This window comes from Delftia sp. JD2 (assembly GCF_001682645.1).
Classification (GTDB): domain Bacteria; phylum Pseudomonadota; class Gammaproteobacteria; order Burkholderiales; family Burkholderiaceae_C; genus Comamonas; species Comamonas acidovorans.
Window position 1 is genome coordinate 1 of sequence record NZ_LFJT01000005.1, and the last position, 23714, is coordinate 23714.

At 63.9% G+C, this 23714-nt stretch carries 19 protein-coding genes and 3 pseudogenes; 13 read left to right on the top strand and 9 right to left on the bottom strand.

Annotated elements, in window-relative coordinates; all coding sequences use genetic code 11:
- The 4 genes from ACM14_RS03995 to ACM14_RS04005 form a co-directional block, all read left to right on the top strand.
- Positions 1–1804 (top strand): RHS repeat-associated core domain-containing protein (locus ACM14_RS03995; protein WP_254661994.1); only part of this gene is annotated, 1804 nt, incomplete at its 5' end.
- A 9-nt stretch (positions 1805–1813) separates the two neighbouring features.
- The gene (locus ACM14_RS31335; protein ID WP_139093366.1) at positions 1814–2167 is read left to right on the top strand and encodes a hypothetical protein; all 354 of its coding nucleotides are present in this window, start codon (positions 1814–1816) and stop codon (positions 2165–2167) included.
- Positions 2168–2451: 284 nt separating this feature from the next.
- Positions 2452–3105: an Imm58 family immunity protein gene (locus tag ACM14_RS32605; RefSeq protein ID WP_302621846.1), complete on the top strand. Its 654-nt coding sequence runs from the start codon at positions 2452–2454 to the stop codon at positions 3103–3105.
- Positions 3106–3969: 864 nt separating this feature from the next.
- The gene (locus tag ACM14_RS04005) at positions 3970–4833 is read left to right on the top strand and encodes a DUF4034 domain-containing protein (protein WP_065345403.1); all 864 of its coding nucleotides are present in this window, start codon (positions 3970–3972) and stop codon (positions 4831–4833) included.
- Positions 4834–4901: 68 nt separating this feature from the next.
- Here ACM14_RS04005 and ACM14_RS04010 read toward each other — a convergent pair whose 3' ends face one another.
- Positions 4902–6230 carry a sulfatase gene (locus ACM14_RS04010; RefSeq protein ID WP_065345404.1) on the bottom strand — a complete coding sequence of 443 codons (1329 nt, stop codon included), beginning with the start codon at positions 6228–6230 and terminating at the stop codon, positions 4902–4904.
- Positions 6231–6315: 85 nt separating this feature from the next.
- Complete coding sequence (locus tag ACM14_RS04015; RefSeq protein WP_065345405.1) at positions 6316–7293, bottom strand: tripartite tricarboxylate transporter substrate binding protein; 978 nt, start codon at positions 7291–7293, stop codon at positions 6316–6318.
- Between the two features lie 102 nt (positions 7294–7395).
- On the opposite strand from ACM14_RS04015, the gene ACM14_RS04020 reads away from it, so the two are divergent.
- Together ACM14_RS04020 and ACM14_RS04025 are read left to right on the top strand one after the other, a co-directional pair.
- A complete protein-coding gene (locus tag ACM14_RS04020) occupies positions 7396–7911 on the top strand; it encodes a MarR family winged helix-turn-helix transcriptional regulator (RefSeq protein WP_065345406.1) in 516 nt (171 codons plus the stop codon).
- Positions 7912–7969: 58 nt separating this feature from the next.
- Positions 7970–8953 carry an alpha/beta hydrolase gene (locus ACM14_RS04025; RefSeq protein ID WP_065345407.1) on the top strand — a complete coding sequence of 328 codons (984 nt, stop codon included), beginning with the start codon at positions 7970–7972 and terminating at the stop codon, positions 8951–8953.
- A 13-nt stretch (positions 8954–8966) separates the two neighbouring features.
- Here ACM14_RS04025 and aldA read toward each other — a convergent pair whose 3' ends face one another.
- Genes aldA through ACM14_RS04045 form a run of 4 tightly spaced genes read right to left on the bottom strand, consistent with a single transcriptional unit; the run spans position 8967 to position 13750 of the window.
- Complete coding sequence (aldA, locus tag ACM14_RS04030; RefSeq protein WP_065345408.1) at positions 8967–10400, bottom strand: aldehyde dehydrogenase; 1434 nt, start codon at positions 10398–10400, stop codon at positions 8967–8969.
- Between the two features lie 16 nt (positions 10401–10416).
- The gene (locus ACM14_RS04035) at positions 10417–11226 is read right to left on the bottom strand and encodes an HpcH/HpaI aldolase/citrate lyase family protein (RefSeq protein WP_065345409.1); all 810 of its coding nucleotides are present in this window, start codon (positions 11224–11226) and stop codon (positions 10417–10419) included.
- 11 nt (positions 11227–11237) lie between these two features.
- On the bottom strand, positions 11238–12425 hold the full coding sequence (rhmD, locus tag ACM14_RS04040) for an L-rhamnonate dehydratase (protein ID WP_065345486.1): 1188 nt from the start codon (positions 12423–12425) through the stop codon (positions 11238–11240).
- Between the two features lie 29 nt (positions 12426–12454).
- On the bottom strand, positions 12455–13750 hold the full coding sequence (locus ACM14_RS04045; protein WP_065345410.1) for an MFS transporter: 1296 nt from the start codon (positions 13748–13750) through the stop codon (positions 12455–12457).
- 205 nt (positions 13751–13955) lie between these two features.
- Here ACM14_RS04045 and ACM14_RS04050 point away from each other — a divergent pair, with 205 nt between their 5' ends.
- Positions 13956–14975, top strand: a complete 1020-nt coding sequence (locus ACM14_RS04050) for a LysR family transcriptional regulator (protein ID WP_065345411.1) — start codon at positions 13956–13958, stop codon at positions 14973–14975.
- Here ACM14_RS04050 and ACM14_RS04055 read toward each other — a convergent pair.
- On the bottom strand, positions 14963–16369 hold the full coding sequence (locus ACM14_RS04055) for a PLP-dependent aminotransferase family protein (RefSeq protein WP_013800164.1): 1407 nt from the start codon (positions 16367–16369) through the stop codon (positions 14963–14965). The two genes, ACM14_RS04050 and ACM14_RS04055, sit on opposite strands and share 13 nt — an antisense overlap.
- A 118-nt stretch (positions 16370–16487) precedes the next feature.
- On the opposite strand from ACM14_RS04055, the gene ACM14_RS04060 reads away from it, so the two are divergent.
- The 6 genes and pseudogenes from ACM14_RS04060 (at position 16488) to ACM14_RS04085 (ending at position 22920) form a co-directional block, all read left to right on the top strand.
- Entirely contained in the window at positions 16488–17777 is a 1290-nt protein-coding gene (locus tag ACM14_RS04060) for a hydroxymethylglutaryl-CoA reductase, degradative (protein WP_016448615.1), read from the top strand.
- Between the two features lie 41 nt (positions 17778–17818).
- Positions 17819–18244 (top strand): hypothetical protein, encoded by a 426-nt coding sequence (locus ACM14_RS04065; RefSeq protein WP_016448616.1) that lies wholly within the window; start codon positions 17819–17821, stop codon positions 18242–18244.
- 1 nt (position 18245) lies between these two features.
- Positions 18246–19628, top strand: coding sequence for a tripartite tricarboxylate transporter permease (locus ACM14_RS04070; protein ID WP_065345412.1), 1383 nt, complete (start codon positions 18246–18248; stop codon positions 19626–19628).
- A 178-nt stretch (positions 19629–19806) separates the two neighbouring features.
- Positions 19807–20799, top strand: a pseudogene (locus ACM14_RS32360) (YifB family Mg chelatase-like AAA ATPase); the annotation flags it as partial.
- A gap of 150 nt (positions 20800–20949) precedes the next feature.
- A pseudogene (locus ACM14_RS31355) lies at positions 20950–21311 on the top strand (IS3 family transposase); the annotation flags it as partial.
- A gap of 88 nt (positions 21312–21399) precedes the next feature.
- On the top strand, positions 21400–22920 hold the full coding sequence (locus tag ACM14_RS04085) for a hypothetical protein (protein ID WP_065345414.1): 1521 nt from the start codon (positions 21400–21402) through the stop codon (positions 22918–22920).
- On the opposite strand, the pseudogene ACM14_RS30425 reads toward ACM14_RS04085, so the two are convergent.
- Together ACM14_RS30425 and ACM14_RS04095 are read right to left on the bottom strand one after the other, a co-directional pair.
- Positions 22914–23231: pseudogene (locus tag ACM14_RS30425) on the bottom strand (integrase core domain-containing protein); the annotation flags it as partial. The gene ACM14_RS04085 and the pseudogene ACM14_RS30425 sit on opposite strands and share 7 nt — an antisense overlap.
- Before the next feature lie 60 nt (positions 23232–23291).
- Positions 23292–23678, bottom strand: a complete 387-nt coding sequence (locus ACM14_RS04095; protein ID WP_065345416.1) for a LysR substrate-binding domain-containing protein — start codon at positions 23676–23678, stop codon at positions 23292–23294.
- Positions 23679–23714: the final 36 nt, after the last annotated feature.

The following is a 23714-nucleotide window of genomic DNA, read 5'->3' on the forward strand; positions in this document are numbered from 1 at the left end:
GCAAGCGCTGCAGCCCACTGACCTGACAGACACCGGCGCCCAGGTCCACACCCTCATAGGCCAGATCCTCGGCCGTCGCTACCACTACGACAGCCTGGGCCAGCTCGTCGCCATCGAACAGGCCGGCGCCCCAGGCCAGGCCGCACAACTGCTGCGCTACGGCTACGACAGCGCCGGGCGCCTGAGAGCGGCCACCGACAGCCAGGACCCCCAGATCACCACCCGCTGGCAGATCGACCCTGCCGGCAACCGCCTGCCAGCACCCGGTGCAACGGGTCAGACAGACTCACAAGACAACTGGGCCGCCCAGGTCCACGCCCACTGGCGGCAAACCGACTTCAACCTCATGGGCCTGGGCCACCTCGCAGGCCAGCGGCAAGGCCCCGTGCAGCGCTGGGAAGACAACCGCATCGGCTTCACTGAAGACTGCGTCTGGCGCTACGATCCCTGCGGCAACCGCATCGCGCAAATGCAGGCAGACCACAGCCAGCAGCAACTGCACTACGACGGAGCCCACCAGCTCATCGCCGTGCGCAGCAGCCAGATCCAGGGCAACGCAGAGCAACTGCGCCACCACAGCCGCTACACCTACGACGCCCTGGGCCGCAGGCTCAAGCAGCAAGTGGAAAGCGCAGACGGCAACCCCACCCGCACCCACTACTACGGCTGGGACGGCGACCGCCTCATCCACACCGAACGCCAGCAGCATGGCGACGACACCCGCCACATAGAACACACCATCTACGAACCGGGCAGCTTCACCCCCCTGGTGCGCCTGAGCACCACGGCCAGCGGCGACCCCCAAGACGAGCCTCACTTGCTGGTGCAGGCCATCACCGCAGGCCTGCCCGACCAGGAGGACCCCAACCACACGCCGGCCCTGGCCCTCATGCAAACCATGCTCAGTGCCATGCCGCGCGACATGCAGCAAGACGCCGCCCGCCACCTGCGCCACACCCTGGAGCACGGCCTGCCGCCCGGCGCCCAAGCCATGCTGGGCGAACAGGCCGAGGGCACGGCCCGCATGCTCAGCGGCATGCAGGCCAAGTTGCAGGAACAGGAAAAAGAACAGCACGCCCGCATCGCCATCCACCACTACCACTGCGACCACCTGGGCACGCCCATGGCGCTGACGGACCAAACCGGCCAGGTGGCCTGGGCCGCAAAGCTGGACCCCTGGGGCAATGTGCTGCAGGAGTACAACCCGCAGGGAATCCACCAGGCGATCCGGCTGCCGGGGCAGCACCACGACAGGGAAACGGGGCTGTATTACAACCGGCATCGGTATTACGATCCGGTGGTGGGGAGTTATGTGAATCAGGATCCGATTGGGTTGACTGGAGGTGCAAATATGAGCAGCTACCCAACAAATCCTGTGGATTGGATTGACCCACTGGGATTAAATAAGATGGGGAGAGGTAAAAGTGGTTTTTATGGGCAAAAGCCTAAACCTCCGGTAAAGCCAGATCCAACATCAACGGGGAAAATTGCTGAAGGCTGGAATCAGACGAAACAGAAAGTTTCCGATGTGACGGATTCATTTGCAGAATTGATGAACAAACTCTCAGGCAAGGATGATATGCAGAAGAGGACTGACGAAGCAATTGTTTGCACGAAACAGGAGAATAAAGAAACCAAAGAAGTTTCAATTCCCTCAGACATCATTACCCCGGACTCTAGAGGTGTTGGAGTGATAAGACCTCCATCTCCATCCGAGATCGGAGTTGGGGAAAAATGCATTAGCCAAAGGCTAAGAGTCATGCAGTCAGGGCCACTCCCAGGTTTGTCAGCGCCTGGTCAATAAAATATTTGTATGAGAAAATATATATATAAAGCAACAGTCATTGCTATATCAGTTTATGTAGGATATTGGCTGGGTATCTATAAAAACAATCAATACACTATGGAGTATATGAATTTCTTAAATAGTCAGTATATTGCAATAAGAGCAGCCAATGGAATTCATGGCATATCAAATATGAAAAACCATATTATGAATAAAAATCTTTTACTTTGCGAAATGAAAAAGGAAGTTTCTCGTCTTTCAGAAGATTGGATGGATTGCAAATCTGATAAAGCTTGTTCAAAAGAGGTTGAGGGTGGGTTTTTTTCAAAAATCGATGGAATAATATCTGAATTTAAAAATGAAACCTGCGAAGATAACTAATTACCAAAATACCATCAAATTCAATACTATATTAGCGAGCAGCATGCAATCCTAACTGTAAGCACAATACAAATAACAAGCAGATCATCCCTATCCACTACCAATAAAGCGCCCCCAAAAACAGAGGGGCCAGGTGGCCTGGGCCGCAAAGCTGGATTACTGGTGGCAATGTGCTGCAGGAGTACAACCCGCAAGGCATTCACCAGGCGATCCGGCTGCCGGGGCAGCACCATGACAGGGAAACGGGGCTGTAGTACAACCGGCATCAGTATTACGAGCCGATGGTGGGGAGCTACATCAATCAGGATCCGATTGGGTTGATGGGAGGCAATAATCACTATATCTACCCTGTAAATCCCACGGGGTGGATAGATTCGTTAGGCTTACAGCAAGCGTGCGTTGTTAATTTTCCAGATTATCCGGTTGAGTACGCCGAAGGTAAAAAAAGCACATGGCTTGGTGGGCATAGTGGTGTGTTGACATATGACACTTCAGTGAAAACACAATACTTCGAATACGGTAGATACAACCCAAATGCAAAAGGAATTATTGGCTCTAAACTACCCCAAGACGACGGGCAAGAGATGCCGCCAAAGCAGGTCAATAATTTCATGAAAATAAACAAATCATTTATCTTAATAATTGCCCTAATCTTGGTGATTATTTACTTATCATACTCGGTTGTCGATAAATCAATAACATTATCTTACTCAAATCAAGGGTGTGAATCAGCGCGCGCAGATATTGATAATGTCATTCCGCTCATCGAGCGTGAATGGAGAGGAATGGATATGGAGCAGATTAAATATAAGATAAAAACCGCATCAATAAATAAAAAAGAAATTGATCCTCAAATAAAAATGGAAAATGATTTGATATGGCATGGTGATGTTAGATTTATTTTCTCTTCGGACCGATTGGTAAAAGTTGAATATTGAAAATAATATGAAATTCCCTGGGGTCGACTTCTGATGCAGCAGCATTAGGAAGAGCGACATATGAGGCCCTTTTGGGCAACGACAGCGTTATTACAGGGTCTGCCTGGTGATGAAAGGGCAGATGGAAGCATTACTCTACGGTAAAGGCACAGACGATTTGATGGAGAAACATCCATCGGATATCAAACATGCACATGTTCAACTACATGCACGAAGAATCAATTGTGATGAAAATATACAAAAATGAATATGGAATGTTAGCTATGATAATAGTGTTTTAACGGCTGTCGTCGGTGGTGTTCTGGCTTTTTTATGGTTGCCGCGAGGCGGTGCCGTTGTTGGTTTGATTGGAGCTATTCTTGGAATTTTTGGGTTGATTATTCATTTTTCAACAAACGCCAAAAGCATATTTGGCGGCGATTAATTGAACCCATGGGATTTAATTAATATTGCAAATAGCTCTTGAACCCTTCATTGCTTCAGCGATTGCTTTCCGATTATCTATTCATGAATCAATCTAATTCCATCACTGGGTTTACGGAATAATGACTAGGGTATTTGCAATATTATTTTACATCACGCTATTTCTTCTTATATCTTCTAACTTATACAATTCCAAGTTCAGTCTTATTGGGAATTTATTTCAGACTGCAGTTTTCTTCGCATTCTTGTACGAGCATGGCTACAAGCTCTTCTGGAAGAATGGCGATGCAATAATGTTCCTTGCAGCATATCTTCTTCCATTTTTTATTGTTCTGCTTCTATTTCTCACGGCACTTTGATTTAAACAGGAGTTTGGAGAAATAAATATTGGCTTATTAGTTTTAAATCATTAAATAACACAACCATTTCCAAGAGGGACACATGACCGCAAAACCCACCCAAACCCTGATTCGCATCCTGCTCGCAACCCTGTCTCTCTCCGCAGCCACCGCCACCTACGCCGCGCAGTGCCCGCTGATTCCCGATGGCAATGCCACTCTGGAAGAGTCCGAGAGGGCCGCACTGCTCAGCGAGTTCAAGTTCGAGGCGCTGGACAAAGAGCTGGCCCGCAAGCACAAGAAGAATCTTTCTTCCTCGGGCGGGGACTTGTTGACCATGCGGGATCTGCTGGGACTGCAGCAACTGAGCCTGCAGGAAGAGAACGTGATGCGCATGTGGGCGGATCAGCAGCCCAAGTCGTTCTTTGCCCAGCTCAATGCGGGCCTCTATTACGGCAACAAGGCATTTGGCGCCCGTGGTGAGGCGCCGGCTTCCAGCGTGACGGGCAGCCAGTGGAACAGTGTCAAGCAGCTCAGCGCGAAGGCCCAGCCGTATCTGCAAAAGGCCATGGCGCTGGATGCCCGCTCGGCCTTGCCGCAGACGATGCTGATTGGATTGGCCGCGATGGAAAACCAGGTGGGTGGGCGTACTGCGGCGCAGTGGCTGCAGGCGGCCGATCAGGCCGATCCCAAGAACCTGGCGGCCCGCGTCAATGCCCTCAATTACCTGAGCCCGCGCTGGGGCGGGTCCTTGGAGGGCCTGGACCAAATGGTGTCGCAGGCCGTGAAGTCGCTGCCATCGGCCAGCGCCAGCTATCTCCAATACAACCTGGTGCTTGCCAAGGCCAGCCATTACGAAGTCGTCGACAAGGACAAGAGCAAGGCCCAGGCCCTCTACAAACAGGCCAAGGACATGTGCGACAACTCGGAGGCCGCACGGGCGGGCATGGTCAGGACGTACCAGTAATCAGGAAACAAGGCAGGCCCAAAGGCCTGCCTTGTTTTATCGCCCACAGCCTGCGGGCACACACACCCTCAAAACGTCGCCGAAGGCAGATCCTGCCGGCTGAACACCAGCGACACCTTGGCTTCTTCCGGAATGGGCGGCAATGACGCATCCCATTGCTGCCAAGCCTGGCGCAGCTCGGCCAGGCGCTGGGGCTCGCGGTCGCGCAGGTTGGCGCGTTCGCGCGGGTCCTGGGCCACGTTGAAAAGGTATTCCACGCCTTCGATCTGCAGGTATTTCCAGTCGCCGCGCACCAGGGCGCGCTGGGCGCGGTGCTTCATGCGCCAGCACAGGTCGCGCTCGGGATTCCAGGCGCCATCGTCCATGAGGGGCAGCAGGCTGATGCCGTCCAGCGGGTAGTCGGCGTGGCCGTCCACGCCCGCGGCGGCCAGGAAGGTGGCCGACCAGTCCATGGTCAGGTTGGGCGTGTCGCTGACGGCGCCTGCCGGCATGCGGTCAGGCCAGCGAGCCACCAGGGGCACGCGGATGCCGCCTTCGAGCAGGTCCATCTTCTGGCCGATGAAGGGCCAGTTGTTGGAGAAGCGTTCGCCGCCGTTGTCGCTGGTGAAGACGATGAGCGTGTTCTCGGCCATGCCCTTTTTCTCGAGCGCGTCCAGCACCCAGCCAATGCCTTCGTCCATGTGGTGGATCATGCGCTGGTAGGTCTCGATGGTGCCGCCGTCGGTGTGCTTGCCGAAGCCGCCGATGCGCCGCGACTCCTCCAGGTCGTCGCGCGTGAGCCAGGGCCAGTGCGGGGCGCTGTAGTGCAGGGACAGGTAGAAGGGCTTGTCGGCCGTCTGGCGCTCGACGAAGTCCACGGCGCGGCGGCTCAGCAGGTCGGTGAGGTAGCCCTCTTCCTCGTGCGGCTCCTCGTTGATCCAGAAGTCGGGGCGGCCGCGCGGGTCGCAGTGGGCGAAGTAGTCGGCGCCGCCTGCATGGAAGCCGTAGAACTCTTCATAGCCCGACATGCGCGGGCCGAAATGCGGCGGGTAGCCCAGGTGCCATTTGCCGACCAGGGCGGTGGCGTAGCCGGCGTCGCGCAGCAGCGAGGCCACGGTGGGATGGTCGGGCGGCAGGCCCAGCACCTTGTCGCCGTGGACGCTGGCGATCGGCTCCTCGGCCGCGCCGCGCAGGCGGTACTGCCAGCGGCCCGTGGCCAGGGCAAAGCGCGTGGGCGAGCACACGGCCGAGTTGGAATAGCCACGCGTGAAGCGCATGCCCTGCGCGGCCATGGCGTCCAGGCGAGGCGAGACATCGGTGGCGCGGCTGTGCGCATCGCGCGCGCCCGTGCAGCCGAGGTCGGCATAGCCGAGGTCATCGGCCAAGATGAAGATCAGATTGGGGCGCTGGGTTGCCATGGGAGCCAGAAGACAGTGGATGCGTTGGGAAAGGGAGTATCGCCAAAACGGCGGTGCCTCAGGGCCACAGGCCCTAGTGGCGGCTTCAGTCGTTGGTCAGGTGGATGCGCTTGACCAGGGCGGCCCACTGCGCGGACTGGCCCTTGGCGCGTGCCTGGGCCTCGGCCACGGTGGAGCCGACCATCTCGATGTCCAGGGCCTTGGCGCGTTCCTTTTGCTCGGGCGCGCGGATGGCCTCGTTCATGGCATCGACAAAGCGCTTTTGCACGGCGGGCGGCACGCCCTTGGGCGCGGCCAGCAGGATCCAGAAGGTGCCGTCGAACTCGGGAAAGCCCGATTCGGCAATGGTCGGCAGCTCGGGCGCCAGCGCCGAGCGCGTCTTGCCCGAGGTGGCCAGGGCGATCAGCTTGCCGCTCTGGACCTGGGGGAAGACCGTGGGGCCAGCCAGGAAGCCGCAGTCCACCTGGCCGCCCAGCAGGTCCTGCATGGCCGGCGCCGGTCCCTTGTAGGGTACGTGGACCATCTTGGCGCCCGAAGTGGCCAGCAGCGATTCCATGACCAGGTGGCCCGGCGAGCCCGCGCCGCCCGAGGCATAGGTCAGCTCGCGCGTCTTGCTGGCGGCCACCATGTCCTTGACGGACTTGAAGCCCGTGCCCGGGCCGCAGACCAGGGTCTGCGAGAAGCGCGCGGCCACGACCAGGGTTTCCAGCGCGTCGGCCTTGTAGCCCATGTTCTTGTAGACATGGGGGTTGACGGTGAGCACCGGGTCCATGGCCCACAGCCAGGTGTAGCCATCGGCGGCAGAGCGTGCGACCTCGGCCGCGCCGATGTTGCCGTTGGCGCCGGGCTTGTTGTCCACGACCACGGCCTGGCCCAGCGCGGCCTGCATGGCGGCGGCCACGGGGCGCAGCGAGATGTCGGACGGGCCGGCCGGCGGATTGGGCACGACGATGCGTATGGGCCTGGCCTTGGGCCATTCCTGGGCCAGGGCGGGCGCCGCGCACAGGCCGGCGGCGACCAAAGCCAGGGCGGCACGCGCCAGGGCTGCGAGGGGGCTGGGCATACTTGTCTCCTTGTCGTTGTCTTGCGGCCAATGTACGCAGGCCGCCGACAATGCATCTAATCCATCATCCCTAGCGTAAACCCGAAACCGGCCCGCGAGCCCATGACCGACCTCCACCGCTGGCGCCACCCCGCCGTGCTCGACGACATGTTCCTCTACCACCTGGCGCGGCTGCAGGCGGCCGCTGGCAGCCGCGTGGTGCGCCTGTGCGAGGGCCGCTACGGCATCACGCGGCGCGAGTGGCGCATGGTCTGCCTGCTGGCCGAGGCCGGGCAGCTGCAGCCCTCGCAGCTGGCCGAGCAGGCGCAACTGGACCGCACGCGCACCTCGCGCGCGGTCACGGCGCTGCTGGCCAAGGGGCTGTTGTGGAAAGAAAGCCAGGTGGGCGATGCGCGCCGCGCGCTGCTGCGCCTGAGCGACACGGGCCGCGCCCTGCATGCCGAGCTGTTCCCGCAGGTGCAGGCCATCAACCGCGAGCTCATGGACGCCGTGCCCGAGCCCGAGCTGCAGGCCATGGCCAGCGCCTTTGCCCGCATCCGTACCCGGGCGCGGGAACTGGAGGCAAGCAGCCCGCCGCCCAAGGCGCCGCGCAACCGCAAGCGCACGGCTTCGACCTGACAGGGTCGACAGACAAGCATGCTCCAATGGCACGCAGATCAACTCTGCGGCCTTTCCCATGAAAGCTCTACTCCTCGGCCTGGCGGCCGCCATCTTCGCAAGTACCACCATGGCAGCACCGGCCACGGCCGTCCTTGGCGAAAAGCCGCTGCAGGCAACGGGGCCACTTGACCCACTGCGGGGTGTTCTGCTGACGCCGAGCCAAAGCGCGCCGCCGGTCGTACTGATCGTCCCCGGCTCAGGCCCCACTGACCGCAACGGCAACAGCCCGTTCGGCCTCAAAGCCTCGACCTACCAACTGCTCGCACAGGAACTGGCCACCCAGGGCATTGCCACCGTACGCATCGACAAACGTGGCATGTTCGAAAGCTACAAGGCCGTGGAAGACCCCAATGCCGTGACCATCCAGGCCTATGCCGAAGATGTGCATCACTGGGTGGACGCCATCCGCAGCGAGACCGGTGCCCAATGCGTCTGGGTGCTGGGGCACAGTGAAGGTGGACTGGTCGCCCTGGAGGCTGGCCAGGGCCGCTCCGATATCTGCGGACTGATATTGGTAGCAGCTCCTGGTCGCCCAATGGGGCAGACGCTTCGGGAACAGCTCAAGGAAGACCCCGCCAATGCACCGATCCTGGACCAGGCGTTACCGGTCATCGATGCTCTGGAAGCAGGCAGGCGCGTGGATACCCGCCAGATGGACAGGCCGCTCAACACCATGTTCCATGCCAGCGTACAAGGCTTTCTCATCAACACCTTCGCGCTGGACCCCACTCGCCTGATAGCGGGCTATTCCAAACCCGTGCTCATCATTCAAGGTGAGCGCGACCTGCAGATCAAGCCAAAGGATGCTCAGCGTCTGGCCAAGGCTGCACCGAACGCCAAGCTTGTGCTGTTGCCCGCCACCAACCATGTGCTCAAGAAGGTGGAGACCAACGATCGCGCTGCCAATCTTGCAACCTATGACAAGGAGGGGCTGCCGCTAGTGCCCGGGGTTTCCAGCACCATTGCCCGGTTCATAACGTCAGCCACCGTGAAGCGATAGGCGAACCGTTGGCTCACCCCTGCAGGTACACCACATGCGTGTGCGTGTACTCGTACAGGCCGTGCTTGCCATCAGCCCCGCCCACGCCGGACTTGCGCACGCCCGCATGGAAGCCCTGCATGGCCTCGAAGTTCTCGCGGTTGATGTAGGTCTCGCCGAAGTCGATCTCGCGCATGGCCTGCATGGCCTTGGACAGGTCACGCGTGTACAGCGACGAGGTCAGGCCGTACTCGCAATCATTGGCCAGGGCGATGGCCTCGTCCAGGTCCTCCACCACCTGGATGGGCAGCACGGGGCCGAAGATTTCCTTGCGCATGATCTCCATGCCGGCATGGCAGCCGGCCAGCACCGTGGGCTGGAAGTGAAAGCCCGCGCCCAGGTCTGCGGCCTGCCCGCCCGTGACCAGTTGCGCGCCGTCGGCGATGGCCTGGCGCACCTTGGCCTGTACGCTGTCCAGGCCCTTTTGGTTGATCAGCGGGCCCATTTCCACGTCGGGCCGCGCAATCGGGTCGCCGTAGCGCGTGGCTGCCATGGCCTGGGCGATGCGGGCCGTGAACTCCTCGGCCACCTGGCGCTGCACGTAGACGCGTTCGGCGCAGTTGCAGACCTGCCCGGTGTTGATGATGCGCGAGTCGCGGATGGCGCGCACGGCCAGGTCCAGGTCGGCATCGGCCAGCACGATGGCCGGGGCCTTGCCGCCCAGCTCCAGGTTGAGCTTGGTGATGTGGGGCGCGGCGGCAGCCGCGATGCGCTCGCCCGTGGCCACGCTGCCCGTGAAGCTGACCATGTCCACGCCCGCATGCCCGGCCAGCGCAGCGCCCGTGCCGCCCTGGCCATAGACCACGTTGAACACGCCGGCCGGCAGCTCGCACTGGGCCAGCAGCTCGGTGAAGGCATGGCAGTTGATGGGCGTTTCCTCGCTGGGCTTGATGACGATGGTGTTGCCCGTGAGCAGGGCCGGCGCCATCTTGCGGGCGATCAGGAAGAAGGGGAAGTTCCAGGGCAGGATGCCCGCGACCACGCCCAGTGGCTTGCGCAGCAAAAAGATCTGCTCGTTGGCCCGGTCGCTGGTGATGACCTCGCCCTCGATGCGGCGCGCCCATTCGGCCATGTAGTCCAGATAGTCGGCGGTGAAGTTCACCTCCACCTCGGCCAGGCCCAGGACCTTGCCCTGCTCCTCGGTGATGGTGCGCGCAATGCGCGCGGCGTTGTCGCGGATGCGGGCCGCCACGCGGCGCAGGTACTGCGCGCGCTCCACGGCCGGGCGGCGCGCCCAGGCTTTGTGGGCGCCGCGCGCGGCGGCGATGGCGCGGTCCACATCGGCCTGGCTGGACAGGGGCGAGCGCGCCAGCACCGCGCCCGTGGCGGGGTTGGTCACCTCATGCAGTTCGGCGCTGTCGGTGAAGCTGCCGGCGATGAAATTGCGCAGCACGGGAAGGGATGCCATGGAGTTCTCCTTGGGTTCAGTAGGTGCGGGATGCAGGGGCCGCCTGGTCCGTGGCTTGCGTGGCGCGATAGCGCCCCAGGTTGGCCAGCGCGGCCTGACGCAGCAGGCTGATGTCTATGCCTACGGCGATGAAGCCGCAGCCCCAGTCCGCATAGCGGCGCGCATCTTCCTCGCGCGGCGCGAGGATGCCGCAGGCCTTGCCGGCGGCCAGCGTGGCCTCGACGGTGCGGCGTATGGCCTCCTGCACCTCGCCCTGGCTGGCGTCGCCCGCATGGCCCATGCCCGTGGACAGGTCGGCGGGGCCGATGAAGACGGCGTCCACGCCATCGACGGCCGCAATCTCGGCCGCATTGGCCACGCCCCGGGGCGATTCGATCTGCACGATCAGGCACAGCTGTTCATGCGCCGTGCGGATGTAGTCGGGCACGGCATCCCAGCGCGTGGCCCGCGTCAGGCCGCCGCCCACGCCGCGCACGCCGTGGGGCGGGTAGCGCATGGCGCGCACCAGTTCGCGCGCCTGTTCGGCCGTCTCCACCATGGGCACCATCAGCGTCTGCACGCCCACGTCCAGCAACTGCTTGATGAGCACGGTGTCGCCCTGCACGGCGCGCACCACCGGGTGCGTGCCGTAGGGCGCCACGGCCTGCAGCTGGCCCAGCAGCGTGGGCACGGTGTTGGGGGCATGCTCGCCATCGACCAGCATCCAGTCGTAGCCCGTGGTGGCGATGATCTCGGCCGCATAGGGCGTGGCAAAGCCGGCCCAGATGCCGTACAGCGGCTCGGCGCGCCGCAGCGCGGCCTTGAAGGGGTTGGCAGGCAGTTGCATGGCGGGCTCCTTCAGTGCGTGTACGGGCGGTGCAAGGCGCACTCGGGATTGAGCTCCACGCCGAAGCCAGGCCTGTCCAGCGCCGACAGGCGCATGCGGCCGTTGACGGGCACGGGCTCGCCCAGCAGTTGCGGATGGAACATGGGCACGACCTCGTCGGCCTTGGGGGCCATCATCAGGAACTCGGCAAACGGGCTGTTGTGGCGCGTGGCCACGAAGTGGTAGCTGTAGACGCTGGAGCCATGCGGGATGACCAGGGCCTGGTGGGCATCGGCCAGGGCCGAGATCTTGAGCAGTTCGGTGATGCCGCCGCACCAGCCCACGTCGGGCTGGATGATGTCGCAGCAGCCCATCTCCAGCAGCTGGCGAAAGCCCCAGCGCGCGGCCTCGTGCTCGCCCGTGGTCACCAGCATGCCGGTGGGCACGTTCTTGCGCAGGGCCGCGTAGCCCCAGTAGTCGTCGGGCGGCAGGGCCTCCTCGATCCACTTGAGGCCATGGGCCTGCGCACCCTGGGCCAGGCGCGTGGCGTAGTTCACATCCAGGCTCATCCAGCAGTCCAGCATGAGCCAGAAGTCCGGGCCCACGCGCTCGCGCATGGTGGCCAGCTCCTGCAGGTTGCGGCGCAGGCCCTCCTCCCCTTCGGCCGGGCCGTGGTGCAGCGGCATCTTGCCGCCGATGAAGCCCATCTTCTGCGCCAGGTCGGGCCGCGCGCCCGTGGCGTAGAACTGCAGCTCGTCGCGCACGGCGCCGCCCAGCAGCTGGTGCACGGGCTCGCCGCGCACCTTGCCCAGCAGGTCCCACAGCGCCAGGTCCACGCCGGAGATGGTGTTGATGACGATGCCCTTGCGGCCGTAGTACAGCGTGGACAGGTACATCTGGTCCCAGATGCGCTCGATGTCGGTGACCCGGGCGCCTTCGAGGAAACGCGCCAGGTGCTTTTCGACGATGTAGGCCGCAGGCTCGCCGCCCGTGGTCACGGCAAAGCCCACGCGTCCGGCGCTGTCCTCGATCTCCACCACCAGCGTGCCCAGCACGTTGATGCCGAAGCTGCGGCGGCTTTGCCGGTACTCGGGGTACTTGGCCATGGGCGTGGCGATGTGGTCGTCGATCCAGTGGCCGTCGGACTGGTCGTGGTAGTCGGCACCGCCGCCCTTGAGCGTGAAGGCGCGCACCTGCTTGATGGTGGGGATCTGTGTCATGGGATGGTTCTGCTCCGTGTGCAAGGGGTTCAGGCGGCCGACGGTGCGGCCAGGGCCGGCGCCAGGCGTGCGCGCACGCCCAGCACCAGGGCCGCAGCCAGCAGCGTGGTGCCGGCCAGCAGGTACAGGCCGGCCGCCGGGGAGTGGAAAAAGCCCTCGGCCCAGTTCTTGACGATGGGGGCGACGAAGCCGCCCACGGCGCCGAGGGAGTTGATGAAGGCGATGCCGCCAGCGGCCGCAGCGCCGGCCAGCGTGTTGGCGGGAAAGGTCCAGAACACGGGCTGCACGGCGATGAAACCGGCCGCCGCCAGGCACAGCGCGGCCACACCCAGCAGGGGGCTGGAGAAACTCACCGATGCAGCCATGCCCACGGCAGCCATCACCAGCGTCAGGCTGGCGATGCCGCGCGGCTGGCCTGTTCGCTCGGCATGGCCCGGAATCCACCAGGCAGCCAGCAGCGCGCACAGCCAGGGAATGGCCGAGACCACGCCCACCAGCAGGCCCACCTTGGTGCCCAGCAGGCCCGCCACCTGGCTGGGCAGGTAGAACACCACGCCATAGACGCTGGCCTGGATCAGCAGGTAGATCAGCGCCAGGTAGAGCACGCGCGGCTGGCACAGCGCGGCCAGCAGGCTGTGGCCGTGGCCGCCCTTGGCGCGCTCTTCGCTGTCGAGGATGTCCTGCAGCAGCGCCTTGTCCTCGCGGCTGAGCCAGGTGGCGTCGGCGGGGCGGTTGTCCAGGTGGAAATATGCCCAGATGCCCACGGCCACGGCCATCAGCCCCTCCACCGAGAACAGCCACTGCCAGCCGTGCCAGCCGCCCATGCCGTCCAGCTCCAGCAGCAGGCCCGACAGCGGGCTGCCGAAGATGAAGGCCAGCGGCGCGCCGAAGTAGAAAAAGCCCATGGCCTGCGCGCGGTGCGCTGCCGGGAACCAGTAGGTCAGGTACAGGATGACGCCGGGGAAGAACCCCGCCTCGGCCACGCCCAGCAAAAAGCGCAGCACGTAGAACGTGGTCTGGTCGTGGGCGAACATCATGGCCGCCGACACCAGGCCCCAGGTGACCATGATCCGGCACATCCACATGCGTGCACCCACGCGGTGCATGATCAGGTTGCTGGGCACTTCCAGCAGCGCATAGCCCGCGAAGAACACGCCCGCGCCAAAGGCGAAGGCCGCATCGCTGATGCCGGTATCGGCCTGGAAGGCCACCTTGGCAAAGCCCACGTTGGCCCGGTCCAGGAAGGCCATGATGTACATGAGCAGAAGAAAGGGCAGCAGGCGCCAGGAGATCCTGGCGAGCAGGGGAGCGGGGAGTTTTTTCATGACGGTCCTGAAGGCGATGGAGAGCCATCACGCCCACAAAAATGGGGGCGATGAAGGCGTGCTTTTTCGGAAGGCGAGAGGCGGCTGCGGCTTGAGTGCCGGTCGCATCAGCGCGTCATGAAACAGGCGATGGGCTGTGCATGTCTTGTCTCCTGGATTGGGTCTGTTTTTTCTTGTCGCAGGGCCAATGTACGGCGCATGATCGATGCTCAACAAATCGAATTTCGGTCACATCCGATACCTTGCGCTTATGCCTGACAAGCCGCCCGAATCCACCCCGCCCGTGCTGCACCGCAGCCTGCTCAACCGTCTGCGCTACAAGCACCTGCACATGCTGGTGGCGCTGGGATCGAGCCTGAACCTGCACCGCGCATCGCTGAGCTTGGCCATGTCCCAGCCTGCGGCCACGCGCATGCTGCGCGAGATCGAGGACATGTTCGGCTGCCAGCTGTTCGAGCGCCTGCCGCGCGGTATGCGGCCCACGGCGCTGGGCGCGCAGCTGGTGCGCTTTGCCGAGGCTTCGCTCAACAGCCTGGACCGCTGCGCCGAGGACCTGGCCGCGCGCCGCCAGGGCGGCTACGGCTACCTGTCCATCGGCACCATCATGGGCGCAGCACCCGACCTGGTGATGACGGCCGTGGCCCGCATGAAGGCGCAAAGCCCGCAGCTGCGGTTGCGCATCATGGGCGACACCAGCGACCAGGTGCTGCGCCTGCTGGACCAGCGCCGCATCGACATGGCCATTGCGCGGCGCAGCCCTGCGGCCCACAGCAGCAGCTACAGCTTCGAGGAACTGGGCAACGAGCGGCTGCTGGTCGTCGTGCGCAGCGGCCATCCGCTGACACGCCGGCGCAAGCTCGGCTGGCAAGAGCTTGTCGGCGACTGGCCCTGGATCCTGCAGCCGGCAACCAGCCCCGCGCGCATCGCGCTCGACCAGCTGCTGCAGCGCCTGGAACTGCCCGCGCCGGCCGACATCATCGAATGCAGCTCGGTGTACTCCATGCAGCAACTGGTGCAGCTGACCGACGCCGTGATGCTGCTGTCCGAATCAGCGCTCAAGGACTATCTGCGCATGGGCCTGGTCAGGGCGCTGCCGGTCTGCATCGACGTGCCCATGGCGCCCTTCGGCATCCTCACCCGCACCGACGACGCGCCCACGCAGGAGCAGCAGCGCTTCATCGCGCTGCTGCGTGCGCAGGCCCGGGGGCTGGCTCAGGCGGGTTGAGCCAGCACCTGCCCCATCGCGGCCTGGAACCTCGGATCCAGCATGGCGCTGACGTTGCACCGCGACCAGCGCGAGACGGCCGAGGGATCGACATGGAAGACACGGCCCGGCGCCATGCTGAGCTTGCGCGGCACCAGTTGCTCGGCCAGCCGCAGCGAGTCCTGCACACCGGGGAAGGCCACCCACAGGTACAGGCTTTGCGGGCTGCGCGCAAAGACCTCGCAGCCGTGGGCATCGAGCCAGCCCAGCGCCTGGGCCGTGGCCTGGCCCAGCTTGTGGCGCAGGCGCACCAGGTGGCGCTCGTAGTGGCCCTCGCGCAGCATCACGTCCACCATGCGCTCGCAGTACTCGGAGCCGCTGACGTGGATCAGCGCCTTGAGGTCGGCCAGGTCGCTGGCCAGCGCGTCGTTGCAGGCGATGAAGCCCACGCGCAGCGCGGCCGAGAAGGATTTGGAGAAGCTGCCGATGTAGATGGTGCGCTCCAGCTGGTCCAGCGTGGACAGGCGCACGGCCGAGGTGGGCTTGAAGTCGGCCAGCGGATCGTCCTCGACGATGAGCAGGTTGTGGCGCTCGGCCAGCTGCAGCACCTTGTAGGCCTTGGCGGCCGAGATGTCCGAGCCCGTGGGATTGTGGGCCAGCGACTGCGTGAAGAACAGGCGCGGCCGGTGCTGGGCCAGCAGTGATTCGAGCGCGGCCACGTCGGGCCCGTCGGCCAGACGCGGCACGCCGACCACATGGGCGCCGGCCAGCCTGAGCTTGCCGAACAGCGGGTAGTAGCCGGGCTCGTCCACGAGCACGGTGGCCCCCGGCGGCACGAAGTAGCGGATGACCAGGTCCATGGCCTCATTGGCGCCATGGGTCAGCACCAGCTGGCCCGGCGTGGCCTGCAGGCCGAAGTCACCCAGCTTGCGCACCAGGCTGTCGCGCAGCGGCGCATAGCCGTAGCGGCTGCCGTAGCGGAACAGCGATCCCAGCCCCGTGCGCACCACCTTCTGGTGGTAGCGGTCCAGCCGCATGTCGGCCAGCCATTCCACGGGCGGAAAGCCGTCGCCCACGCCCACGCAGTCGGGCTGGGTCTTGAGCTGCTCGCGCATCAGCCAGACGATGTCCATGGCGCGGCCCAGCTGGCCCGCGTCCTCATCGGTGCGCTGGGCACCGCGCCCCGTGCCCAGCACGTAAAAGCCCGAGCCCCGGCGCGGCTCCACGATGCCGCGCGAGACCAGCAGGTCAAAGGCCGAGACCACGGTGTTCTTGGCATAGCGGTGCAGCTGCGCCAGCTCGCGCAGCGAGGGCAGCTTGTCGCCAGGGCGGTACACGCCGTCGGCGATCTGCTGGCCGATCAGGTCGGCCAGCTTCTCGGCAATGGGGGCCGAGCGCCCTCTGGTGTCTGCCATGCGCCCTCCGTTCATGTTGCAGTGCGATGGTACTGTTCCCCGAAACTGTACCTTTTGAAAGCGGTACAGTTTTCCTACAGTCCGGCGACCAGAGTTTTGATTCGAGGAGATGTCTTCCATGGTTGCCGATTCGCGCCTGCCCAATTTCCGTGCCCTCACACCGGCCCAGCGCCGGGATTTCCTGGCCGATGCCTGCGGCCTGTCCGATGCCGAGCGCGCCCTGCTCGCCGCCCCCGGCGCCCTGCCCCTGGCACTGGCCGACGGCATGATCGAGAACGTGTTCGGCAGCTTCGAGCTGCCGCTGGGCGTGGCGGGCAACTTCCGCGTCAACGGCCGCGACGTGCTGGTGCCCATGGCGGTGGAGGAGCCCTCGGTGGTGGCCGCCGCCTCGTACATGGCCAAGCTGGCGCGCGAGGACGGGGGCTTTCAGACCTCCAGCACGCTGCCGCTGATGCGCGCCCAGGTCCAGGTGCTGGGCGTGACCGATCCGCACGGCGCACGCCTGGCCGTGCTGCAGGCACGTGCGCAGATCATCGAGCGCGCCAACAGCCGCGACAAGGTGCTGATCGGCCTGGGCGGCGGCTGCAAGGACATCGAGGTCCATGTCTTCCCCGACACGCCGCGCGGCCCCATGCTGGTGGTCCACCTGATCGTGGACGTGCGCGACGCCATGGGCGCCAACACCGTCAACACCATGGCCGAATCGGTGGCGCCGCTGGTCGAGCAGATCACGGGCGGCAGCGTGCGGCTGCGCATCCTGTCCAACCTGGCCGACCTGCGGCTGGCCCGCGCCCGCGTGCGGCTCACGCCGCAGACCCTGGCCACGCAGGAGCGCAGCGGCGAGGAGATCATCGAAGGCGTGCTGGACGCCTATACCTTCGCGGCCATCGACCCCTACCGCGCGGCCACGCACAACAAGGGAATCATGAACGGCATCGACCCCGTCATCGTCGCCACGGGCAACGACTGGCGCGCGGTCGAGGCCGGCGCCCATGCCTATGCCAGCCGCAGCGGCAGCTACACCTCGCTCACGCGCTGGGAAAAGGATGCCGGCGGCGCCCTGGTCGGCAGCATCGAGCTGCCCATGCCAGTGGGCCTTGTCGGCGGCGCCACCAAGACCCATCCGCTGGCACGCCTGGCGTTGAAGATCATGGACCTGCAGTCCGCCCAGCAGCTGGGCGAGATCGCCGCCGCCGTGGGCCTGGCGCAGAACCTGGGCGCCCTGCGCGCCCTGGCCACCGAAGGCATTCAGCGCGGCCACATGGCCCTGCACGCCCGCAACATCGCCCTGGTGGCCGGTGCCACGGGCGACGAGGTGGATGCCGTGGCGCGCCAACTGGCCGCCGAGCACGATGTACGCACCGACCGCGCACTGGAAGTGCTGGCCGCGCTGCGCGCCAGGGCCTGACCAGCGCGCGGCCCCACAAACAAAAACCCAAGGAGACACACATGACAAGCAAGGATCCCGCCGACTGGCGGCTGGCCGAGGTCTGGGGCGACACCGTGGACCTGCGCCACCTGGCCTGGGCGATTGCCATCGGCACCGGCATCAGCGTGCTGGGCTTCTACCTGGCCAGCCGCTGGCTGGCCACGGTGGTCGAGTCGCGCCAGCTGGCCCACGCCTACGCCATGCTCGCGGGCCTTGCCGGCTGCGTGATCGCCGGCGTGATCTGCGCACGCGCCTTTCCGCCCAAGCGGGAAGTGACCGAGCTGGACACCTCGAACGACCCCGAATGGCGCCGCGAAGTGCTGGAGGAGCTGGCGCGCCAGCCCGGAGGCCTGGGCACGGTGCAGGACCTGCCGCCCGCCGTGGTGCAGGAACTCAAGGAGCTCAAGCTCTACGAACTGTTCGCCGACAAGGCCGGGAGGGCATGAGATGGAAACCCTGCTGACCAATGACATCGCCGTCGCAGCCGCGATGGGACTGATAGGCGCCGTGGTGTTCGCCGCCATCGGCCTGGTCTCCGGCACGGACGAGACCACCACGCTGGCCCCGCTCACCCTGCTGGTGGTGCTGCTGGGCGTGCCGCCCGCCGGCGTGTTCACCTTCTTCCTGGCCGGCGCCGTGGCCAAGCACATGACGCATGCCGTGCCCACGGCGCTGCTGGGCATTCCCGGCGACACGCTGGCCACGCCGCTGCTGCAGGACGCCAACATGCTGCGCAAGCTGGGCGTGCCCCACATCGCGCTGCGCAAAATGGTCTCGGGCGGCATCGTCGCGGCCTTTGTCGCCGTGCCGCTGGCCGTGCTGTTCGCCGTGATGCTGGCGCCCTTCGGCAGCATGATCACCAAGACGGCGCCCTGGATCTTCCTGGCCGCCGCCCTCCTCATCGCCTACTTCTCGGCGGGGCGCTGGGCCTCGGTGATGCTGCTGATTCCGTTCGTGGTGGTCATCATTGCGCTGCAAAGCCTCACCGCCAAATACGAGGTCAAGCTCAGCATCAGCTACTTCCTGGGCATTGCCATCGGGCCGCTGATCGCCGACCTGTTCACCGTGATCTCGCCGGCCGGCCGCCAGCGCATGCTGCGCGACAAGGTGCGCCAGTTCAACCTGGCGCCCGACGTGAAGGGCTGGTCAGGCTACTTCCCCAACCCGCTCAAGGTGCTGGACCGCGTGCAGACGCGCTGGACCCTGGCCACGGCCACCATCTCCAGCGCCACCTTCGTCTTCAGCCCCGTGGCCATGACCGTGGTGCTGGGCGAGCTGGTGGGCTCGCGCATCAAGCATGCCTACCACCGCCTGACCACGGTGCTGAGCGCGCGCAACGGCGTGACCGAGGCCACCTACATCGCCGAGGCGCTGATCCCGCTGATCGCCTTCGGCCTGCCGCTGAGCCCGGTGGCCGCCGGCCCCGCCGCGCCGCTGTTCAACGCGCCGCCGCGCTTCACCGTCGATGCCGCCACGGGCCAGGTGAACAACCTGCACAACCTGCTCAGCCACTGGGAGTTCCTGGGCTACGGCATGCTGGCCGTGCTGCTGGCGGCCATCGTGTCCTACCCCTTCGCCATGAACTTCGCGCGCAGCGCGGCGCTGTTCGTCTCGCGCCGGGTCAGCCACGAGGCCATCATCGCCACCTTCGTGGGCCTGATCATCGTCATCAGCGTCTGGGAAGGCCAGTTGCTGGGCCTGCTCGTGATCCTGACCATGGGCCTGCTCGGCGGCCTGCTGTCACGCGGCTTCGGCTTCAACACCGGCGTGCAGTTCATGGGCTACTACACGGCCGTGCTGAGTGTGCCGGCGCTGGTGAAGCTGTTCTGATTTTTGCGCCGCAAGGGTCAGAACATTCTGAGATTTGGGGGCAGCGCCGCACCCGCCGCCCACAAGGTCCAAGGCCGTTGCCATACTGGGTCACCGAGGCCGCCGCACCGCTGGCGGCCTCTTCCTTTGTGTCTGGCTTTGTGTCTGTCTTTGTGTCTGTCGTTTCTGCGAGGTGCCCATGGGTCTGGCCCTGGTTCAAAGTCGTGCGCTGCTGGGGCTGGCCGCCCCGCGTGTCACCGTGGAAGTGCATCTGGCCAACGGCCTGCCGTCGTTCACGCTGGTGGGTCTGGCCGATGTCGAGGTCAAGGAAGCGCGTGAACGCGTGCGCTCGGCACTGCTGAATTCCGGGCTGGAGTTCCCGAGCAACAAACGCATCATCGTCAACCTGGCGCCCGCCGACCTGCCCAAGGATTCGGGGCGCTTCGACCTGCCCATTGCGCTGGGCATTCTCGCGGCCAGCGGCCAGATCAATGGCGATGCACTGGCCGAGTATGAATTCGCAGGCGAGCTGTCGCTGTCGGGCGCGCTGCGGCCCGTGCGCGGCGCGCTGGCCACGGCCCTGGCCCTGCACCGCCAGCAGGACGGCGCCCGCCTGGTCCTGCCGCCGGGCAGCGCGCAGGAGGCGGCCTTTGTGCCGTCGGCCCAGGTGTTCTGCGCGCACCACCTGCTGGACGTGGTGCGCCGCTTCATCACTCGCTCGGCCAATGCCCTGGTGCAGACGGAGCAGGACACGGACTGTGCCTGCTGCAGCGACGAAAGCGAGGACACCGGCGAGACCGACGAAACCGACGAAACCGACGCCTTGCCGGCAGCAGGCGACACCCAGACATGCTCCGGCCCGGGCTGGCATGCGGTGCAACCACAGCCCGCTGCCCCAGTGCGCAGCAGCCTGGACCTGGCCGAGGTGCGTGGCCAGGCACAGGCGCGGCGCGCGCTGGAAATTGCGGCGGCCGGAGGCCACGGCCTGCTGCTGGTGGGGCCGCCGGGTTCGGGCAAATCCATGCTGGCCCAGCGCTTTGCCGACCTGCTGCCGCCCATGAGTGACGACGAGGCACTGGAAGCCGCCGCCATCGCCAGCCTGGCCGGCCGCTTCACGCCGGAGCGCTGGCGCCAGCGCCCCACGGCCAGTCCGCATCACACGGCCAGTGCCGTGGCCCTGGTCGGAGGCGGCTGTGAGATATCAAATTAGTTGAGACAACACATAAATAGATGAGACTAGATCACATCTAAACATTCATGCTCCATAAGATCGTTTGCCGGCTATGAACCCCGAACGTAGAGCGTGGGGGCGCCCCGAGGGGCAATGCCCAACACGTCTATCGCGCCATGCCGGGGCCAGCCTCTCCGCTCGCATGAAGGCTGGGAGGCGGTCTCCGCAGCGACCTGCGACGGTGCTCCGATGGTCTGGAAATCAAGTGCTACTCAGGCCTGGCCATAACGACCACCTTCACGAAGGATTGCTGCGACCATGAGGTGATGGCTTGGCGCGCATGAGAGAGCAAGGGGCTGCCATGCGAGCCGGTGCGCGATATGCTCATCGAGGCTGTGGAGCGCCGCTTCGGTTCAGTCGATGCAGTCCAAGCGGACCATGCACTGGAATTCTTGCGTGACAACGACGGTACCTACATCGCCGCCGAAACGAGGACACTGACACGCGTGCTGGGCCTGAAACTTGCACACACATTCAAGCTCCCCTTGCTTCTGCGCAAATCCCGAAGCTGTACCTGCAACGGCCGAATAAATGTTGACGCCCACAAACCCTAAACGGATCATGGGCGCCGAACTTCACCTGGAGGGGATGATGGGAACCAAGTTGCATCAGCTCGTCGCATCGCACGCTCAGACGGACCCAGCAATAGTGATCAGCGACCGCCTGCTGATTGATCTCCTGACGCGGCGCCTGGTCGTCGCGCTGTCGCGGTTTGTTGGCCAGTACCAGCAGTACCCGGATGTTCCGGTCGTTCAGATAGGGTTGGTGGGTTGCAGCTACCAGCCCAAACAGGTGAATTGGAAGGTGACATTGCCTCCAGATGGTGGCACCACCGGCAGATTTCTGATCGAGAGCACAGCCTCTTTTTCTGCCCGCTTCGGGGTCACCAAGGCTGGGGATACGTCAGTGGGCTTGTTCGAGGTAGATCTGGAGGTCGTTCGGGTGAGCACCACGGGCACAGCGAGCAAGAACACGCTGGCGCTGGGCGAGGTTCACCTGGATTTCCGGACCACCATCGATACGGACCCCAACGCGGCTGCGAATGCCACCGCACTAGGCTTGAGCGACAGAGAAATTGCTCGGCTGGAAGGGCTAGTGGCTGGGTCCGTCGCCCCTACGGCAGTGCGCAAAATCTTCACGGGCGCCCCCAAGATTGACCTGCAGAAGATCTTTCCGACCGTTCAGTTCACAGGGGCTGGAGAGCTTGTGGTCATCCCGGATGGCCTGCTCATCATCGCGAAGAACGGATGGACCCTCGATGAGGGCCAGCGTTGCGAATGTGGTGCGACCGCCCCCGAGATAGTCATCACCCCGCCTGATCGCGTGGAAGGGGAGTACGACGGAGCCCCTCTTCCCGTCAATGTCAGTATTCCCCCTCCCCGCAATCCGCCCTGGCCAGTAGACACGCCCGTTGCGGCCGACGTGGGGCTCTACATCCCCCAGGCGACCGTCAATGCATTGACAGCAGGCCCCTACCCAGCCATCAACGACTACGAAGAGGACAATGGCTTCTTTGGGTGGACATTCGACTATTCGATTGGCTTTTCGAACGTCAAGGCGAGCCTGAAGGACCCCCGGGCGACGATTGTGCTCACCATCGATTTCTACGTCACTGGCACAGGCAGCGTGAACGTGGATATCCCCTGCGTGGGTAGAGCAACGGCGGGGATCTTCTGGGCGCACAACCGTAAAACTGGCCCGTCATCGATCAGTTTCGGCATCACGCCACGCCTGCAGCCAGACGGGAAAATCGTACTGATGCCTGAGCTGCTGAACCTGGACATCACACCGTTCAGCTGCGAGTGCGTGATCGGGGCGCTCTCAGCCCTGTCCTACTTTGGCACCGTGGGAACCATTGCGGCCTTTGTCATCAACGAAATAATCCGGCGAGTAATTGCCCATAACCTGCCCAGCCTGATCTCTTCCAGCGTCAAGGAATCGATGGGCAAGCAGATGTGGACGCTGCTGGACCTCACAAAACTCGACGTCGGGGCGATATACGGTCACAACTTCGGGGTGCGTGAGGCTTTCAGCCGCGAACCCGACTCGCTACTGGTTGGCCTGGCACCGCGCGACTACTGATGGAGGTGCCGCTGGTGAGTCGTTTTCCCGGGGGCCAACCGGTTGATGTTGCCCCCGCATTCCCGACCCCACCCTATTAGCTCGTCAGCCCCTGCAGCCTGTTGTCGCCTTAACTCCCGAGGCGACCGCATTTTTAGCGAAGAATGCGGATGCACCTCGTTGAAGTGCTCGAAGGCCGCTGGCGGTTGTGCCAGTACCGTCTGCGCGTCACTTAGGTCCATGCGCGCCACATAGTCGCGCTTGAAGGTGTTGACGAAGCTCTCGGCCATGCCGTTGCTCTGCGGGCTGCAGACGGGCGTGTTGAGGGCTTCATGTGAGATATCAAATTAGCTGAGACGCGGCGTGTGTCAAGGTAGTTCTTGCGTCAGTCGTCAGGCCGCTCGCTTGCTCATCTCGTGTTGCGCACGCTCCGGATTTCGCAATGCACTTGGTGACCAGACCAAGTGATAGCTCAGCGTTGTTCGACTAACCGGTGAAGGGATTTCAACCACGGTCCTGCGCTGCAGAACATCTGCACACAGGTACATCGGCAACACAGACCATCCGAAGCCGCCGATGATCAGATTGCGCAAGGTTCTCAGATCCTGACCGATCAGCGCAGGGCTCAGCGGATTGCGCTGAAGATCATTGGCCAGCAGCCACTGCTCAATCGGCGGCAGCTCGAAGCTGTAGGCCAGCATCGGCTCGGAGGAAAGGGCCTGGTCAAGGCTTCTTGCGGCTTGCAGCCGCTGTGCCACGTCGGGTGCAACGACGGCCAAGTGAATCGCCCCGGGCTCTGCGGAGGCCAGGTGGTT

Coding starts and splice junctions, on each gene's coding strand:
- aldA (WP_065345408.1), bottom strand. CDS start 10,400: ATGGCATCCCTTCCCGTGCTGCGCAATTTCATCGCCGGCAGCTTCACC.
- ACM14_RS31335 (WP_139093366.1), top strand. CDS start 1,814: ATGAGAAAATATATATATAAAGCAACAGTCATTGCTATATCAGTTTAT.
- ACM14_RS04045 (WP_065345410.1), bottom strand. CDS start 13,750: ATGAAAAAACTCCCCGCTCCCCTGCTCGCCAGGATCTCCTGGCGCCTG.
- ACM14_RS04035 (WP_065345409.1), bottom strand. CDS start 11,226: ATGCAACTGCCTGCCAACCCCTTCAAGGCCGCGCTGCGGCGCGCCGAG.
- rhmD (WP_065345486.1), bottom strand. CDS start 12,425: ATGACACAGATCCCCACCATCAAGCAGGTGCGCGCCTTCACGCTCAAG.
- ACM14_RS04015 (WP_065345405.1), bottom strand. CDS start 7,293: ATGCCCAGCCCCCTCGCAGCCCTGGCGCGTGCCGCCCTGGCTTTGGTC.
- ACM14_RS04025 (WP_065345407.1), top strand. CDS start 7,970: ATGAAAGCTCTACTCCTCGGCCTGGCGGCCGCCATCTTCGCAAGTACC.
- ACM14_RS04055 (WP_013800164.1), bottom strand. CDS start 16,369: ATGGCAGACACCAGAGGGCGCTCGGCCCCCATTGCCGAGAAGCTGGCC.
- ACM14_RS04050 (WP_065345411.1), top strand. CDS start 13,956: ATGCTCAACAAATCGAATTTCGGTCACATCCGATACCTTGCGCTTATG.
- ACM14_RS04085 (WP_065345414.1), top strand. CDS start 21,400: ATGGGCGCCGAACTTCACCTGGAGGGGATGATGGGAACCAAGTTGCAT.
- ACM14_RS04070 (WP_065345412.1), top strand. CDS start 18,246: ATGGAAACCCTGCTGACCAATGACATCGCCGTCGCAGCCGCGATGGGA.
- ACM14_RS04020 (WP_065345406.1), top strand. CDS start 7,396: ATGACCGACCTCCACCGCTGGCGCCACCCCGCCGTGCTCGACGACATG.
- ACM14_RS04010 (WP_065345404.1), bottom strand. CDS start 6,230: ATGGCAACCCAGCGCCCCAATCTGATCTTCATCTTGGCCGATGACCTC.
- ACM14_RS04005 (WP_065345403.1), top strand. CDS start 3,970: ATGACCGCAAAACCCACCCAAACCCTGATTCGCATCCTGCTCGCAACC.
- ACM14_RS04065 (WP_016448616.1), top strand. CDS start 17,819: ATGACAAGCAAGGATCCCGCCGACTGGCGGCTGGCCGAGGTCTGGGGC.
- ACM14_RS04060 (WP_016448615.1), top strand. CDS start 16,488: ATGGTTGCCGATTCGCGCCTGCCCAATTTCCGTGCCCTCACACCGGCC.